The 15,814-nt window shown below is 62.3% G+C and carries 17 protein-coding genes; 9 read left to right on the plus strand and 8 right to left on the minus strand.

Annotated elements, in window-relative coordinates:
- Positions 1-207: 207 nt before the first annotated feature.
- Positions 208-1,095: an alpha/beta hydrolase gene (locus tag ACQR1W_RS20660; RefSeq protein WP_434852522.1), complete on the minus strand. Its 888-nt coding sequence runs from the start codon at positions 1,093-1,095 to the stop codon at positions 208-210.
- Positions 1,096-1,523: 428 nt separating this feature from the next.
- Between ACQR1W_RS20660 and ACQR1W_RS20665 the strand changes: the two genes are divergently transcribed.
- Positions 1,524-2,000 (plus strand): hypothetical protein, encoded by a 477-nt coding sequence (locus tag ACQR1W_RS20665; protein ID WP_434852523.1) that lies wholly within the window; start codon positions 1,524-1,526, stop codon positions 1,998-2,000.
- Positions 2,001-3,179: 1,179 nt separating this feature from the next.
- On the opposite strand, the gene ctrA is transcribed toward ACQR1W_RS20665, so the two are convergent.
- The gene (gene ctrA / locus ACQR1W_RS20670) at positions 3,180-3,881 is read right to left on the minus strand and encodes a response regulator transcription factor CtrA (RefSeq protein ID WP_006614002.1); all 702 of its coding nucleotides are present in this window, start codon (positions 3,879-3,881) and stop codon (positions 3,180-3,182) included.
- Between the two features lie 371 nt (positions 3,882-4,252).
- On the opposite strand from ctrA, the gene fliI reads away from it, so the two are divergent.
- The 4 genes from fliI (at position 4,253) to ACQR1W_RS20690 (ending at position 7,784) form a co-directional block, all read left to right on the plus strand.
- Entirely contained in the window at positions 4,253-5,575 is a 1,323-nt protein-coding gene (gene fliI, locus ACQR1W_RS20675) for a flagellar protein export ATPase FliI (protein WP_434852524.1), read from the plus strand.
- Positions 5,576-5,684: 109 nt separating this feature from the next.
- Positions 5,685-6,104, plus strand: coding sequence for a flagellar export protein FliJ (gene fliJ, locus ACQR1W_RS20680; protein WP_008974055.1), 420 nt, complete (start codon positions 5,685-5,687; stop codon positions 6,102-6,104).
- A 130-nt stretch (positions 6,105-6,234) separates the two neighbouring features.
- Positions 6,235-6,780, plus strand: coding sequence for a sigma-70 family RNA polymerase sigma factor (locus tag ACQR1W_RS20685; protein WP_434852525.1), 546 nt, complete (start codon positions 6,235-6,237; stop codon positions 6,778-6,780).
- 38 nt (positions 6,781-6,818) lie between these two features.
- On the plus strand, positions 6,819-7,784 hold the full coding sequence (locus ACQR1W_RS20690; RefSeq protein ID WP_434852526.1) for an anti-sigma factor: 966 nt from the start codon (positions 6,819-6,821) through the stop codon (positions 7,782-7,784).
- Between the two features lie 126 nt (positions 7,785-7,910).
- On the opposite strand, the gene ACQR1W_RS20695 is transcribed toward ACQR1W_RS20690, so the two are convergent.
- The 3 genes from ACQR1W_RS20695 to ACQR1W_RS20705 all read right to left on the minus strand — a co-directional run bounded on the left by ACQR1W_RS20695 (position 7,911) and on the right by ACQR1W_RS20705 (position 11,643).
- Positions 7,911-8,108 carry a hypothetical protein gene (locus ACQR1W_RS20695; RefSeq protein ID WP_008974052.1) on the minus strand — a complete coding sequence of 66 codons (198 nt, stop codon included), beginning with the start codon at positions 8,106-8,108 and terminating at the stop codon, positions 7,911-7,913.
- A 388-nt stretch (positions 8,109-8,496) separates the two neighbouring features.
- Complete coding sequence (gene flhA / locus ACQR1W_RS20700; RefSeq protein WP_008974050.1) at positions 8,497-10,626, minus strand: flagellar biosynthesis protein FlhA; 2,130 nt, start codon at positions 10,624-10,626, stop codon at positions 8,497-8,499.
- A 540-nt stretch (positions 10,627-11,166) separates the two neighbouring features.
- Positions 11,167-11,643: a hypothetical protein gene (locus ACQR1W_RS20705; protein WP_434852527.1), complete on the minus strand. Its 477-nt coding sequence runs from the start codon at positions 11,641-11,643 to the stop codon at positions 11,167-11,169.
- A gap of 71 nt (positions 11,644-11,714) precedes the next feature.
- Between ACQR1W_RS20705 and ACQR1W_RS20710 the strand changes: the two genes are divergently transcribed.
- The 3 genes from ACQR1W_RS20710 to ACQR1W_RS20720 are packed head-to-tail and all read left to right on the plus strand — an operon-like array spanning position 11,715 to position 12,881.
- Complete coding sequence (locus tag ACQR1W_RS20710) at positions 11,715-11,990, plus strand: type II toxin-antitoxin system ParD family antitoxin (RefSeq protein ID WP_434852528.1); 276 nt, start codon at positions 11,715-11,717, stop codon at positions 11,988-11,990.
- 3 nt (positions 11,991-11,993) lie between these two features.
- Complete coding sequence (locus ACQR1W_RS20715) at positions 11,994-12,296, plus strand: type II toxin-antitoxin system RelE/ParE family toxin (protein ID WP_434852529.1); 303 nt, start codon at positions 11,994-11,996, stop codon at positions 12,294-12,296.
- A gap of 36 nt (positions 12,297-12,332) precedes the next feature.
- Entirely contained in the window at positions 12,333-12,881 is a 549-nt protein-coding gene (locus ACQR1W_RS20720; RefSeq protein WP_434852530.1) for a GNAT family N-acetyltransferase, read from the plus strand.
- A gap of 184 nt (positions 12,882-13,065) precedes the next feature.
- Here ACQR1W_RS20720 and ACQR1W_RS20725 read toward each other — a convergent pair whose 3' ends face one another.
- Both ACQR1W_RS20725 and ACQR1W_RS20730 read right to left on the minus strand, forming a co-directional pair.
- The gene (locus ACQR1W_RS20725) at positions 13,066-13,377 is read right to left on the minus strand and encodes a hypothetical protein (RefSeq protein WP_434852531.1); all 312 of its coding nucleotides are present in this window, start codon (positions 13,375-13,377) and stop codon (positions 13,066-13,068) included.
- Positions 13,378-13,609: 232 nt separating this feature from the next.
- Complete coding sequence (locus tag ACQR1W_RS20730) at positions 13,610-13,912, minus strand: DUF1330 domain-containing protein (protein ID WP_434852532.1); 303 nt, start codon at positions 13,910-13,912, stop codon at positions 13,610-13,612.
- Positions 13,913-14,145: 233 nt separating this feature from the next.
- On the opposite strand from ACQR1W_RS20730, the gene ACQR1W_RS20735 reads away from it, so the two are divergent.
- Positions 14,146-14,388 carry a hypothetical protein gene (locus ACQR1W_RS20735; protein ID WP_434852533.1) on the plus strand — a complete coding sequence of 81 codons (243 nt, stop codon included), beginning with the start codon at positions 14,146-14,148 and terminating at the stop codon, positions 14,386-14,388.
- A gap of 322 nt (positions 14,389-14,710) precedes the next feature.
- Here the strand turns inward: ACQR1W_RS20735 and ACQR1W_RS20740 are convergent, their stop codons facing one another.
- Positions 14,711-15,814, minus strand: a complete 1,104-nt coding sequence (locus ACQR1W_RS20740; RefSeq protein WP_434852534.1) for an amino acid ABC transporter permease — start codon at positions 15,812-15,814, stop codon at positions 14,711-14,713.

A 15,814-nucleotide genomic window follows, 5' to 3' on the forward strand; every position in this document is an offset into this window, starting at 1 on the left:
CAGCAAGCGTAGCCCGGATGAGCGAAGCGAAATCCGGGTTCGTGCTCCCGCATATCGCTGCCGCTCATGCGGGCTACACTTGCGGTCTGGACTGCTCGTTCACCCAAGTCGCCAATGCGGACAAGTAAGCTTTCCGATGGGCACGATGCCTCCGCGATCTTTAACGCGTAGACAATACGGACGCACTTTCGCCCGTCCTACGGCGTCCTACCCAAGACGCCCACGGATGAAGGCGCCGGCACTCGCGAGCGCTTGGCGCCCGGGCTCGAGGTGAGCATTCCAAAGATGCCAGGCGTGAATCATGTGGGGCCAGATCTCCAAGGTCACCGCGACATCCGCAGCACCGGCTGCAGCCGCAAAGCGCGTCGCGTCCGCGAGCAGGGTCTCGTTCGATCCGACCTGGACCAGAGTTGCAGGAAAGCCTTTCAAGTCCGAATAGAGCGGCGACACAAGCGGGTCTTCCCTGTCGACTCCGGCGGGAACATAGGCCTCGGCCAGCTCGAGGAGGTAGCTTCTATGGATGATGGGATCGACGGCCTCCTTCGTTTCGAGCGTTGAACCGGACATGGTCAGATCGGTCCAGGGTGATACCAGCCAGGCGCAGGCCGGCTGTTCGGCCTGCGTCTCTCGCAGGCGATTGATGAGCGCGATCGTGAGGCCGCCGCCGGCGCTGTCGCCGCCGATGGCGATCTGCGCCGCGGGGATCCCGAGCCGCCGCAGGAATTGCCAGGCCGTGAGCGCGTCATCGAGCGCAGCCGGAAACGGATGCTCCGGGGACAGCCGATAGCCGACCGCGAGCGTGCGGACCGCGGCCGCGCGGCCGGCTTCCGTCACCATGCGTCGGTGGCTGACAATGGAGCCTGAGCAATAGCCGCCGCCATGGAAATAAAGTAGGACCCGATCGGTATCGCTTCCGGGCGCGGTCGACCACTCGCCGGGGACGCCTCCAAGATCGACCGGATCGAGTCTGACATCTCCCGCAATCGGCCATACCGAACCGACCTCGTCGAGACGTTGCCGTCGTTCACTCCACCCCACCGGGCGCGGCTTCGAGCTCAGTAATGCGCGTATGGCCTCGATCTCGTTCTGACCCATGTGCACACCTCCATCCTGACCGCCGAGAACTCGAACGCAGTCCTATCGAGTCCCACGTCGCCGCGTCCTTCAAAAGCCAAGTGCAAATTTGCGGATCTACTCCACCCTTCCAATCATGCGCACAGCGGCAACCAAGCGCGGGCCATCGTCCGCGACGAACTGCGTGAATTCGGCGACACGGTGCATCAAGCGCGCTCGCCGTGCAATTCTGTTGCCTACAGTTATACCTGAACGACCCCTGAACTTTTAGCCATCGCTCAAGACCTATAGGTGCGTCCCGGCCTGCGTGCCTGGGGTTCAGAGACTTCGGCCGCTTCCGGGGCGTCGCCGAGGGCTCTCTGTCGTGCTGCCGCAAGAGCCGGGGCATGGCGTCTAGCCCGCTGCGCAACTTCTTGACTTGATTTCAGCAAGCAAAGGAGGAGGAGCCTATGCGGAAGTCTCTCATCTTTGTCCTGTCTGGCGTCGCGATGGCCGCTGCGGCATCAACCGCTGTTGCCGGTGAGAAGGTGCTTGAGTTCAAGCTCGTCACCAAGCCGATCGATGTCAAAGTCATGGAGGTCGCGAACGTCGAAGGACAGACGATCGCGTCCGGCAAATTGTTTGGCGTCGCCGTCTTCAACGACGGCCGCATCGGCGTGAAAGAGTTCGTCAATACTGCGGACCTGCTCAAAGGCTCGGGCCCCTTCTTCGGCTACAGCACCTACACATTCGAGGAAGGCTCGATCACCGCGCGCTACACCGGCATGGCCAAGGACGGCAAGTCGACCGGCGAGTACACGATCCTTTCGGGAACAGGCGCCTATGCGAACGCCACCGGCACGGGAACGATCGAAAGCGCGCCAAACCCATTCAAGGGCGTCAGCCTGCTGAACATCAAGCTCGTGATCAAAACCCCGGGGTCATGACGGTGTAACATCCGCAGGTCCTGCATGGGGAGGCAAGCGTAGCCCGGATGAGCGAAAGCGAAATCCGGGTTGTGATCCCGCATGTCGCTGTCGCTCATGCGAGCTACGTTCGCTTGTTTGTTTCTGGCGACACCGGGCTTGACCTGCTCGGGGCCGCTCGGGCATCGCAATCGTGTCAGCGAGTCCGGAAAGAGGAATTTCGCAAGAAATTTCAGCGTGATTTGGCCTGTCCAGATCTTCACGCAAAAATATTCTGATTTCGTTTTTTCGGAAGATATGTTTTTATGTCTTCGTCTCGCCCCAACGAGGGGACGCTTCGCGATCGTCACGGACGTCGGGTGCGGGATGCGGTGGGCGCGTCGGGTCGCAGCATGGCGGCATGATCCGGAAAAGTGCGTAGCGGTTTTCCGATAAAGATCATGCCCAAGTAAAGTTCATGCGGACGAACGATCCGGTGCGCACGGTCAAGCCGCGTGGTCCTGGCGCCCCGGTGCTGGCGTCAAGTTCGTGACGATGCGTTTGGCGCGTTGCGGATGACAGGGGCAAGAGAGCCGGTCCCTGGGGAGAGCGCGGAGTAAGCCTTCAAACATCGCGCGGGGAAGGCCGGGCGTTCTCGGCCAGACCTGTGGTGACTGCCGCCTGCTTTCTTTTCTGCAGGCGGGCCACGGGCGCGGCCAGCGCCCGGCCTTCCCTGCGCCCTCAAGGACAAGAGGGCGGTGAGATTGCCAAATAGCTCGGGCGCGATGCGCCGCGAGATCGCTACTGCATGTCAGAACGAAATGGGCATGTCAGAACGAGATGCGTGTCGCAATGAGATCGACGACCTTGTGTGATGAGATTGCGCTGCAGGCGCAGACGTCCACGTCTTTCAGTAGGACAATTGTTGGTCGCAGATATCACGGCTTGCTCGGGGGCACCTCGCCCCGCTTGCGGGGAGAGGTCGGATTGCATCGAAGATGCAATCCGGGTGAGGGGGACTCTCCGCGAGGTCCGTCTGTGGAGAGTCCCCCTCACCCCGACCCTCTCCCCGCAGGCGGGGAGAGGGAGCGCAGCGTCCGCAAGGCACGCGGGCGTCCAACATCAATCCCCACAAACAAAAACCCCGCCATTCGCGGCGGGGTCGAGGTTCGGGTGTCGCGAGCGCGGCGCTCGCAGCCAGCCCCGGGAAAAGCCGTAAGATCAGGCGGGAATGCGTTCGTCGAGGTCGTGCGGCTCGCGCAGCACATAGCCGCGGCCCCAGACGGTCTCGATGAAGTTGCGGCCTTCGGAGGCGTTGGCGAGCTTCTTGCGCAGCTTGCAGATGAAGACGTCGATGATCTTCAGCTCCGGCTCGTCCATGCCGCCATAGAGATGGTTCAGGAACATTTCCTTGGTCAGGGTGGTGCCCTTGCGGAGCGAAAGCAGCTCCAGCATCTGGTATTCCTTGCCGGTCAGATGCACGCGCTGGCCGCCGACTTCCACCGTCTTGGTGTCGAGATTGACGACGAGGTCGCCGGTCTGGATGACCGACTGGGCATGACCCTTGGAGCGGCGCACGATCGCATGAATGCGTGCGATCAGCTCGTCCTTGTGGAAGGGCTTGGTCATGTAGTCGTCGGCGCCGAAGCCGAGACCCTTGACCTTGTCCTCGATGCCGGCGAGGCCGGACAGGATCAGGATCGGAGTCTTGATCTTGGAGACCCGCAGCTGCTTGAGCACGTCGTAGCCGGACATGTCGGGCAGATTGAGGTCGAGCAGGATAATATCGTAGTCGTAAAGCTTGCCGAGATCGACGCCTTCTTCGCCAAGGTCCGTCGTATAGACGTTGAAGCTCTCGGACTTGAGCATCAATTCGATAGACTGCGCGACGGCGCTGTCATCCTCAATCAGCAAAACGCGCATGCCAGTTCCCCATAGTCGCCGCTCCGGGCGTCAGGTCGGCCGCACTTGCGGCACTCAAAACGCCTTTGAACAACTGATTCGGATCCTGACGAGAAGATGGTTAACAAAATCTGATTCACCTCCGCAAGCTCCATCCGTGCAATTTTTGTCGAATCGCCCTAAGATATTGCGACGAAGCAGGTTTTCTCAGCCGTTCTCGTTCAAGCTCCATGTTAAGAGACGGACCTAACCGACTCCCGCGACCCGCTGATTTTTGTAAGCAGCGAGCCGAGCCTCTCAGTCACCCAAGACAGTGACGCAATGATTAATGATGCGGGTAAACACGAAGTTAAGCAGGGCGGGCTAAACCGCCGATACTTAAGGTTTCCGCAATGAAGGCGCTCGCCGAGCAAATCAACGACATCGACGGTGTGAATATCTATGGGCGCGTCGTCGGCGTCAAAGGATTGATGGTCGAAATCGCGGGGCCGATCCACGCGATGTCGGTCGGCGCGCGGATCGTGATCGAGACCGGCAATAATTACATCCCTGCCGAGGTGATCGGCTTCTCCGGCAAGAACGCGGTGGTGATGCCGTTTGCCGGGCTCGAAGGCGTACGCCGCGGTTGTCGTGCCGTGATCGCCAATGCAGCCAACCAGGTGCGGCCGTCCCCGGCTTGGCTTGGGCGCGTGATCAATGCCATGGGCGAGCCGATCGACGGCAAGGGGCCGCTGCCGCTCGGCGGCTCGCCGGTGCCTTATCGCAACATGCCGCCGCCGGCGCATTCGCGCAAACGGGTCGGCACCCCGCTCGATCTCGGTGTGCGCGCGCTCAACACCTTCTTAACCTGCTGCCGCGGCCAACGGCTTGGCATCTTCGCCGGCTCCGGCGTCGGCAAGTCGGTGCTGCTGTCGATGCTGGCGCGCAACGTCGACGCCGACATCTCGATCATCGGTCTGATCGGCGAACGTGGCCGCGAGGTGCAGGAATTCCTGCAGGACGATCTCGGCGAGGAAGGTCTGGCGCGATCGGTGGTGGTGGTCGCGACCTCGGATGAGCCGGCGCTGATGCGGCGGCAGGCGGCGTATCTGACGCTGGCGACGGCGGAATATTTCCGCGACGAGGGCAAGGACGTGCTGTGCCTGATGGATTCGGTGACACGCTTTGCCATGGCGCAGCGCGAGATCGGCCTCTCCGCCGGCGAGCCGCCGACCGCCAAGGGTTATACGCCGACCGTGTTCACCGAGTTGCCGAAGCTGCTGGAGCGGGCGGGGCCGGGGACGGGCGAGGGCACCATCACCGGCATCTTCACCGTGCTGGTCGACGGCGACGATCATAATGAGCCGGTTGCGGATGCGGTGCGCGGCATTCTCGACGGCCACGTGGTGATGCAGCGCTCGATCGCGGAGCGCGGACGCTATCCCGCGATCAACATCCTCAAATCGGTGTCGCGCACGATGCCGAAGTCGGCCGATCCTGCCTACCTGCCCACCATCATGCGGGCCCGCCAGGTGATGGCAACCTATGCCGACATGGAGGAGTTGATCCGGCTCGGCGCCTACCGCGCCGGCTCCAGCCCGGAGGTCGACGAGGCGATCCGCCTGCACGAGCCGCTGGAGGGCTTCCTGCGGCAGCGCAAGGACGAAATTTGCGGTCTTGCTGCCGGCTACCGCCAGCTGGAACAAATCCTGGGGCGGTTGGAAACGGAAAGCTAACTTTGTCGGGTAATCATCCGCGCCATGTGATGAGCCAAGCCGGCGGGCCCTTGACGGGCGGCCGGCCCCGTCCCGCGTCCGCTACGGGACTTCTGGGGAGTATGAGTCGATGAAGTCGCGCGAAACACTAATTCGCCTGAAGAAATTCCAGGTCGACGAGAAGCGCCGCCGGGTGGCGCAGATCGAGGGCATGATTGCCGATTTCGAGCGCATGTCGGCCGAGCTGGAGCGCGAGATCCAGACCGAGCAGGACCGCGCCGGCATCAATGATCCCTCGCATTTTGCCTATCCGACCTACGCCAAGGCTGCGATCCAGCGCCGCGAGAACCTGACCCGCTCGGCCGACGAGCTGCGCGGCCAGCTCGAGGAAGCCAAGGGCGCGCTGTCGGAGGCGTTTGAGGAATTGAAGAAGGTCGAGCTGCTCGATGAGCGCGATCAGGCCCGCGAAAAGGCCGAGGAGAACGCGCGCGAGCAGGCCGACCTCGACAGCATCGGCTTGATGCGTGCCCGCCTCGGCGTGATCGCCTGACCGCGCGGGTTTGATCAAGTGGCAGGATCGAGCCCGGGCCTGGCGCCCGGGCTTTTTTGTCGCGGCGATGGCGTCTACACTTTGGCCGGGTTTGGAAACGATGGAGCAGGGCGATTTCGGGGAAAGCTGAATGCTGACGCCGGCAGAGCTGGTCTGGCTGCTCGCCGCGGTCGCCAGGGGAGACGAAGCCGCCTTCGAGCGTCTGTACACGGCGACGCGGGCGAAACTCTATGGCGTCGTGCTCCGTATCTTGCGGCGACAGGATCTCGCCGAGGAGGTCGTCCAGGAAACCTACGTCAAGGTCTGGCACAGCGCTGCGCAATTCAATCCCGCGGTGTCCTCGCCGATCACCTGGATGGCCGCGATCGCGCGCAATCGCGCCATCGACCTAGTCCGCAAACGCGGCGAACTGTCGCTCGAAGAGGCACCCGACGCGATGGAGGTTGCGGCCGAGACTCCGGATCCGCTGGCGCGCCGTGAAATGTCGGAGGAGCTCAGGCGGCTGTTGGAATGCGTCGGGCAGCTCGAACCTGACCGTCAGAAGCTGGTGCTGCTGGCCTATTACAACGGTTGGAGCCGCGAGCAGCTGGCGGCGAAGTTTGGGGCGCCGGTGAATACGGTAAAGACTTGGCTCAGGCGGAGCATGATGGATATCCGCGCGTGCCTTGGTCTCTGATTTCGTTGAGGCGGCGGGTCTGATGATCTGGACGTGTGATGGCGTATAGCGAAGATCATATTGCGCTGGCCGCGGAATACACGCTCGGCACGCTCGATGCGGACGAGCGGACACAGGTCGAGACGATGATGTCCGTCGACAAGGACTATGCGGCCCTGGTTCAGGCATGGGAATTCCGCCTGAGCGTGCTCAATCAGATGGTCGGGCTGGTGGAGCCGCGGCCCGAATTGTGGGCTCGCATCAAGGCCGCGATCGAAGCCCCGCGTCAGCAGGAACAGGTCGTTCCAGAACAGACACCTCTGTCGGCGCAGACGTCGGACGTGGCATCGGAGCACGTGACGCCTCCGGGTGCACCGGTTCTGGAGCAGGAGCTTCCGGCGAACGCTGAGCGCGAGCGGCCGGAACAGCCCACCAGGCCTGGCGCGCTGACAGGGGCGCCCACGGTTCAAGCGGTCAACGACAACGTCGAGATGGTGCGGCTGACCCTAAAGGCCCGGCAATGGCGGATGGTCGCCAATGTCATGGCGGCGCTTGCGGCAGTGCTGCTGGCGATAATCGGCGTCCAGCTCTATCGACCGGAATTGCTGCCGGAAGGTTTGCGGCCCAAGCCGCGCACGCAAGTGGCCCAGGTGAAGGCGCCGGCCGCGCAATATGTCGCGCTGCTGCAGAAAGACGGATCGTCGCCGGCCTTCATCCTGACGGTCGATGCCAGCAGCAAGAACTTCACCGTGCGCCGGGTCGGTGCTGAACCGGAGCCCGGCAAGAGCTACGAGCTGTGGCTGGTGTCGGACAGGCTGCAGCGACCGCGCTCGCTCGGCGTGATCGGCGGCAACGATTTCACCACCAGGCCGGTGCTCGCCGCCTACGATCCCGACACGGTCAATCGGGCGACCTTTGCCGTGACGCTGGAGCCGGAGGGCGGTTCGCCGACCGGAGTGGCGACCGGACCGATCGTGTTCTCCGGCAAGCTGATCGAGACCGTGCCGCCCGCGCCGGCGCGCTGAGACCTCCACAAAAAGAAAACGCCCGTGGGGAGCGGGCGTTTTCGGTAGTGGACTTGGGGTTGGGTCTACTACATATCCACGCGGCCACTGGGGGGCTGTAGCACCGCGTGAATTCCTTAAACTCCTTTAGCGAACCAGCGGCGCCTCCGAACTCGTCACCACCACCGGCTTGCCCGCCTTGATGACGCGGGCCGTCTGCATGTCGTTGTCCGAACCGCTGCGGGCGGTAATGCCGAAACCTGCCACCGCGATGCCAGCCACGAGCGCCACGACCACGATCTTCAGGTGGGTGGTCCGATCTGCGCTGTAGATCGAGTGGTTCATGGAAGCCTCCTGCCGCCTTCCGCTCGCGATTTCGTCTTGCGTCCTCGATGATTCGTCGATTCGTCGGTGCGGTTCGGCCGGGGGTTCATCGTGTCGCGCTAAGAAACGTAGGAAATCCCAATTCCGTTCCCAAGTCACCATCACAAGAGCGTGATCAGTCGTGATCTGCCGCGATTGTGGCAGCCTAAATCCAGAATAAGCCTAGTAAATACAATCGCTTGCAACAATTTTGGCCGTCTCTGACAAAAAATCGCCTTGATGAAGGAAAATTAACAAATTAGTTGCCTGTGGCGGAAAGGCATAGGCGGAAAATGCTACCGAAAGCGGCAGAGGTCAGCATTTGGTGCCGACCTCTGCGGGAATAATATAGTCAAACTCAACCGTTGCGCTAGATGCTGCCGACGGTCTTCAGCCGGGCTCGCGGATGGATTTCGGCCTGCGACAACACCGTGGTCTGGGCGCGGAAGCGCTCCACCAGCGAGCGCACGAACGGGCGGATCGCCGCTGACGTCACCAGCACCGGCGATTCGCCCTCGCGAGCGGCGCGCTCGAAGGCGTCGCGCGTGGCGGTCATGAACTCCGAGAGTTTCGATGGCTGCATCGCGAGGCTGCGTTCCTCGCCCTGGCCGACCAGCGATTCCGCGAACGCCTGCTCCCACCGCGCCGACAGCGCGATCAGCGGCAGATAGCCCATCGGCGAGGTGTTGTGGGCGCAGATCTGGCGGGCCAGGCGGGCGCGGACATGCTCGACGATGGTCGACGGATTGCGCGAGAACGCGAGCGCATCCGCGATGCCTTCGAGGATGGTCGAGAGATCGCGGATCGAGATGCGTTCGGCCAACAAGAGCTGCAGCACGCGCTGGATGCCGGAGATGGTGATCTGGCTCGGCACGATGTCCTTGATGAGCTCGCTCTGCTCCTTCGGCAGCTCCTTCAAGAGCTTCTGCACCTCGCCATAGGAGAGCAGGTCGCTCATATTGGCCTTGAGCAGCTCGGTGAGATGGGTCGAGAGCACGGTGGCGGCGTCGACCACGGTGTAGCCCTTCAGCGAGGCCTCTTCCTTCAGGCTGGCATCGACCCAGGTGGCGGGCAGGCCGAAGGTCGGCTCGGTGGTGTGGATGCCGGGCACGGCGACCTGATTGCCGCCGGGATCCATGACCATGAACTGGCTCGGCCAGATCTTGCCGGTGCCGGCGTCCACTTCCTTGATCTTGATGACGTAGGTATTGGCTTCGAGCTGGACGTTGTCGAGGATGCGCACCGACGGCATCACGAAACCCATCTCGATCGCCAGAGATCGTCGCAGCGCCTTGATCTGGTCGGTCAGCCGGTCGGTCCCGTCGGGGCCATTGACCAGCGGCAAGAGCGCATAGCCGAGCTCGATCTTGAGGTCGTCGATCTTCAGCGCGGCGGAGATCGGTTCTTCCGCAGCCGCTGCCGCGGCGGCGGCCGCAGCGGGCGCGGCGGCGGCTGCGGCTTCCGCGGCCTTGGCGACATGCTTCTGCTTGCGCGCCTTCCAGGCGAGCGCGGCCGCGCCCGAGCCGAGCGCCAGGAAGGGCAGGGTCGGAATGCCCGGCAGCGCCGCCAGCACCAGCATGACAGCGGCCGACATGCCGAGCGCCTGCGGATAGCCGGAGAACTGCTTGATCAGCGCCTTGTCGGCCGCGCCGGTGACGCCGGCCTTGGACACCAGCAGGCCCGCGGCGGTGGAGACGATCAGCGCCGGCACCTGGGTGACCAGGCCGTCGCCGACCGTCAGCACCGTATAGGATCGGGCGGCATCGCTAAAGGAAAGGCCCTGCTGCGCGACGCCGATGATGATGCCGCCGATGATGTTGATGAAGACGACGAGCAGGCCTGCGATCGCATCGCCGCGGACGAATTTTGAGGCACCGTCCATGGCGCCGAAGAAGCCGCTTTCGTCCTCCAGCGCCTTGCGCCGTTCCTTGGCGACCTTTTCGTCGATCAGTCCGGCGGAGAGATCGGCGTCGATCGCCATCTGCTTGCCGGGCATCGAATCCAAATGGAAGCGCGCCGCGACCTCGGCGATGCGGCCCGAACCCTTGGTGATGACCACGAAGTTCACCGTGACCAGGATCGCGAACACGATCAGGCCGATGACGAAATTGCCGCCCATCACGAACGAGCCGAAGGCCTCGATGACGTGGCCGGCAGCGTCGGTGCCCTCATGGCCGCGCGACAGGATCAGCCGGGTCGACGCCAGGTTCAGCGACAGCCGCAGCATGGTCGAGATCAAGAGCACGGTCGGGAAGGAGGAGAATTCCAGCGGCGCCTGGATGAACAGCGCGGTCATCAGGATCAGCATCGACAGCGTGATCGAGATCGCCAGGAACATGTCGAGCAGGATCGACGGCAGCGGCAGGATCAGCACCACCAGGATGGTGAGGATGCCGAGTGCGAGTGCGATGTCGCCGCGCTTCAAGATATCGATGATGTCGCTGAGCTTGAATCCTGATGCCGGCAACCCGGCCCCTTGTCCTGCCGTGACGTCGACCATGGCTCTCGGCTCTCCCCGCGGGCCGCGCTGGCCGGCCCCAAACGATTTCGCGGCGGCCACCGGGCCACCGTTTCGAGACTGAGCTACCGCACTGGCGTCCACGGAAAGGGCCTCCCCCAACATCCGCACCCGACTGCGACACTCACTTCCAACCCGGCAATTTTTGCCCGGTGTATGGTTAGCAACCGGTTAATGACCGGTGACAACGGCATGAAGTGTGGGCCGGTGAGGCGTCCATGCTTCACCCTCCCCCTTGCGGGGAGGGTCGGCGCGTAGCGCCGGGGTGGGGGTCCAAGCAACGCGCTCTTGCGTGAGGCACGCAAATCCAATCCACCGTTCATGACGACACAACTGTTCGTTCTCGCCGCGCCTCGCGCCCGAGTTTCTACGGAGAAATTCGCCGCCCTCGAATTGTGGAGGGCGCAGGGAAGGCCGGATGCCTGGCCGGCACCCATGGCCCGCCTGCAAAACAAAAAGCAGGCGGCAGTCACCACAGGTGGGCCGAACAACCGGCCTTCCCTGCGCGAATGGCTTTACGGCTTATACGTGGTCTCCCCGGGGACCGGCGTTCTTGCCCCCGTCGCTTCGCAGATCGTCGTCCGCAAAGCTTGGCCTCAGCACCGGGAGGCCAGGACCGCACGATTTCGCCGTGCGCAATGGATCGTTCGTCGGCGCGACATCAGCCACGCTGCGACCCACTGCGCCCATCGCATCCCCTTCCCACGTCTCGTGACGATCGCGATACGCCCCTCCGGTGGAAGCGGGATGGATGTAGGAAACCATGATTTCTGAAAAATAGAAATAGGAATATCTTTGCGCGGAGGGCTGGACAGGGCAAATCAGCTTGATGGCGCAAGCGAAATTGGTTTTTCGGCGCAGGTGAACTTTGGCGGTTTGATGCGCGGCCCGCGTCCCTTCAAAAGATTGCACAACCGATTTGCCGGTCGGGTCGACCTTCGCGCGCAATGCCGCAACGTCTTCTCCGCCGTCACGGCCGCGCCTGTCGCGGCCATGCACGTCTTCAGATCAATTCGTCCTGTATGACACTGTCATACCTGTGATATAAGGACCCAAAAGGAAGGCACCACATGCGCAGCAGCAAGCCCATCACTGTCACGCTCGGCCCGCAGTTCGCAAGCCTCGAGGCGCGCCTGAAGTCTGGCGAATACGCCTCGGCCAGCGAGGTCATGCGCGCGGCCCTGCGTGCCCTCGACCGCCAGGATGCCGCGCTCGACGACTACCTGCGCGCCAAGGTGCAGGCCTCGGTCAAGGACCCGCGCCCCAGCGTTCCGGCCGCCGATGTTTTCAAGCGCCTCCGGGCTCGCCACGCGAGGACCATGAAAGCCGCCAAGCGGAGCACTTGAAGCGTGGCGTTCGAGGTCGTATTCCGGCCGGAAGCGGAGGCCGATCTCATTGGCCTCTACGAATACATCGCGGAGCGGTCGGGTCACAATATCGCTGGCGATTTCATCGACCGCATCGAGGAAGCCTGCATGGCGCTCGCCACGTTTCCGAAGCGCGGCACACGCCGGGACGATGTCCTGCCCGGCCTTCGCACAATCGGCTTTGAGCGCAGAGTCACGATCGCTTTCTGGGTCTTCAAAGAGCAGGTGGAGATTGTGACCGTCGCCTATGCGGGCCGGAATTCCGAGGACGACTTGAAAGAATAGGCAATTCGTCGACGGCCTGAAAGGCATGAGGTGAATATGACTGCGGTCGACATAGCTCCTCGTTCTCTGCAGACGGAGCGCCTTTTTCTTCGCCCGACATGCAGCTCTGATGCTGGTCGGGCCTTCGATATTCAATCGGACTGGGAAGTCGCGCGCATGCTGCGTACGAGCTCGTTTCCCCCAAGTCGAGAGGAGGTTGGTGCGTGGTTCGCAGATCATGTGCGTCAATGGAAGTCCGGCGAAGCGTACAGATTCGCCGTCGAGCTTGAAGGGCAAATGATCGGGATGGCTTATTTGGACGCGATCGCTGATCGTGAAGCGAATTTGGGTTACTGGTTCGATCGTGCGCATTGGCGCCAAGGGTACGCCTTCGAAGCGGCTCAGGCTCTTATCCTCTTTGCCTTCAATGACGCTCTTCTTCTTAAGCTCAGAGCGGGACACGCATACGACAATCCAGCGTCTGGACGAGTTCTGGCCAAGCTCGGCTTCAATCCTCTTGACGTGGTCCAGCGCGATTCTCTGTCGCGAGGCGAGACGATAAAGCAGCACCGTTATGTGCTGGAGACAGATGTCGAATTGCGGTGACGGCGCAGTCAATCAAACGGGATCGTGAGCCTGCAGGATAAGCCGCGGGCTCTGCGATGCCTGATGGCTGCGCCGCCTCATCGGGCATTAAGTGCAGTGTCACCGTGGCTGCAGGCCTAACCGCCGCCTTTCCACATTCGTCACATAACGGCGGATTATGCGAATGCTAATCCGTCCTCCGCGCTCATTTCTTCTTTTTCTTCTTCCCTGCGGCGCCGGCCTGCTTGACGCCCTTGGCGTGCCGATCGCCCTTGGCCCCGGACTTGTTCGGCTTTGTCAGGCTATCGTGATTTCCCTGATGGTCGCGGCCAGTCAGTTGTTTCCTCGCGGCTGCCTTGGCTTTCCCTGCCTGGGCAGCTTTGATCTTGTCTTGCTTGCTGGCCTTGGCGGCCTCGGCCGGAACAGCTGTCATGGCCACCATCGTCAGACTGAGGACGGAGGCGAGCAGTCGGCATATGTTCCTCATCGCGGTGCGCGGAGGCTTGACTTCAGACATCCGTTTTCCTTCGCAGTTACCCAGAGCTGAAGCATCGACGTCCGCCAAGGCGTAAGTTTGTTCCAAATACTATGCAGGACTGTCTCAAAATCGTTCGGTCTATGTCAGTCAGTTATGACTGCGGCATCGAGGAATTCTATCTCGGCCTTGAGAGGTGCTAGCTGCAGACGGAATCCGCCGCTGTTCTTCAAATTCGCCACGCAATAGTGGACCGCGCTGACGCCAATCTGCCCTACGAATTTTGGTCCGTGCACCCATCCACCAGAACCAGCTTGCTGGCCGTCGTCCGATGCCGGATCACAAACAGGCCTCGAATATCCGGATCGCTCAGGAAGTCCGTCGCATTCTGGCGCGCTGGAAATTCCAGGATCACCATTCTTTCAGGTCGCCAATCACCTTCGATCGGTGAGGGCACGGCACCTTGAACGATATACCTGCCGCGGTGCTTCGCGACGAAGGCGGGCACTTCGTCGATATATTCCTTGAACGACCCGAAATCATGAACAGCGATATCGAGGACAAGATAGGCTTTCATCGTCAGCTCCGGGATTTCCGTCGAAAAGATACAGCTAGCAAGTAGGGCGGGTTAGCCGCAGGCGTAACCTGCCGCCCTTCCAAGTTGGCTGTACAAGGGCGGGTTACGCTGGCGCCAATCCGTCCTACGCGCTGATCATTTTCTCGCTGTCAGCTCCCTCCAGAGCGTTGCCAATCAGCTGGATTAGGAGCACTTTGCCTGCAAAGCGCATGGACGCAGGCAGGGAGGAAGACATGAAGGAGCCGGGTCTGGATGGTCGTCACCGGGACAAGGATGGCGAGATCAGCAGGAAGCACGGCAACACCCTGATCGCCACATTGCGCAAGATCTACGGGAAGTCGTTCGCGGCCGGCTATCCGGATACGGCAAAACTCAGCGAAGTCTTGTCTCAGTTGAATGAGACATCGCTGAGCCAATTGCGCCGAGATCACAGTACTGGTCATCTCGAGCACAAGATCAGCCAGGCATCGAAATAGCCGATCGAGGGGCCGCATCAGAGCAACCCGTAGCGCGTGGGGACAGCGCGCAGCGTGATCGCGGCTCGGCCTTGTGGCATGTGCATTGGCACCATCGCGCAGACGTTGCCGTCGGCGCTGGAATGGCTGTGGAAGGGATATCCGATTCCGTGAGCAAGCCGGTTATGTTGCTCTGGCACGTAGCAGCCAGAGTAGCCCGCGTGAGCGCAAGCGATGCGCGGGTGCAGTCCCCGGATCTCGCATCGCTGATGCAAGCTACGCTCGCCGCATAGCACGCGCTGCCGCGGCTGCGTGCCACCTGCTCCAACAAGAGGAAGGACGATCACCGCCCAGCCCGGTGCGCCTCCAGGCTTCGGCTATAGCGCGACATCGCGAAACAGAAGGCGAAATAGATCGCGGCCACGAAGACGTAGACTTCGACGGAGAATTGCTGCCAGGCGGGATCGACGATGGCGGTCTTGGCGGTGGTCAGGAGGTCGAAGATACCGATGATCAGGACGAGACTTGTGTCCTTGAAAAAGGCGATGAAGGTGTTCACCAATGGCGGGATCACGTGGCGGATCGCCTGGGGCAGGATGACCAGGCGGTGCTTGCGCCAGTAGGACAGTCCAAGGGCATCGGCGGCCTCGTATTGGCCACGCGGCACGGCCTGCAGTCCGCCGCGGATGACCTCGGCGAGATAGGCACCGGCAAACAGCACGATGGCGATCTGCGCGCGCAGCAGCTTGTCGATGTTGAATCCGTCCGGCATGAACAGCGGGAACATCACGCTCGACATGAACAGGAGGCTCACCAGCGGGACGCCGCGGATCAACTCGACATAGAGCACGCAGAGCGAGCGAATGGCTGGCAGCTTTGAGCGCCTGCCAAGCGCCACGAGAATGCCGAGCGGAAAGCCGAAGGCGAGACCGAAGGTGGCCAGGATCAGCGTGACCGGCAGTCCGCCCCAACGGTCCTGGGACACGTAGGACAGGCCGAAGACGCCGCCCCACAACAACACGCTGATCACGACGAGCGCGCCGATCCACAGATAGATCAGCTCGCGCCGCCACAAGGCGCGACGGGTCGAGACATAATAGAGCGCGATGAACAGCATGACCGACAGCGCCGGCCGCCACTGCTCGTCGAACGGATAGGTGCCGAACAGGATGAAGCGGTATTTTTCGGGGATCACGGCCCAGCAGGCGCCGAGCCCGTGAGCGGCGCGGCATGCGCTGGAATCATTGGCGGGCGTCAGCCAGACCGCATGCGTGATGCCCCATTGCGCAAGGCCGTGCAGCCCCTTGGCCAGCACGGCGACCAACACCAGCGTGAGAATGCCGTTCGGAATCGAGGGGAACAGGTTGGCGCGCAACCAGCGCAGGATCGGATTGCCCGGTTGCGGGCGGGGGCGCGCGGCGTCGGCAATGTCGGTGGCGGCGATCAT

Origin of the sequence: Bradyrhizobium sp. HKCCYLS1011, assembly GCF_051167795.1 — a bacterium.
Lineage (GTDB): Bacteria > Pseudomonadota > Alphaproteobacteria > Rhizobiales > Xanthobacteraceae > Bradyrhizobium.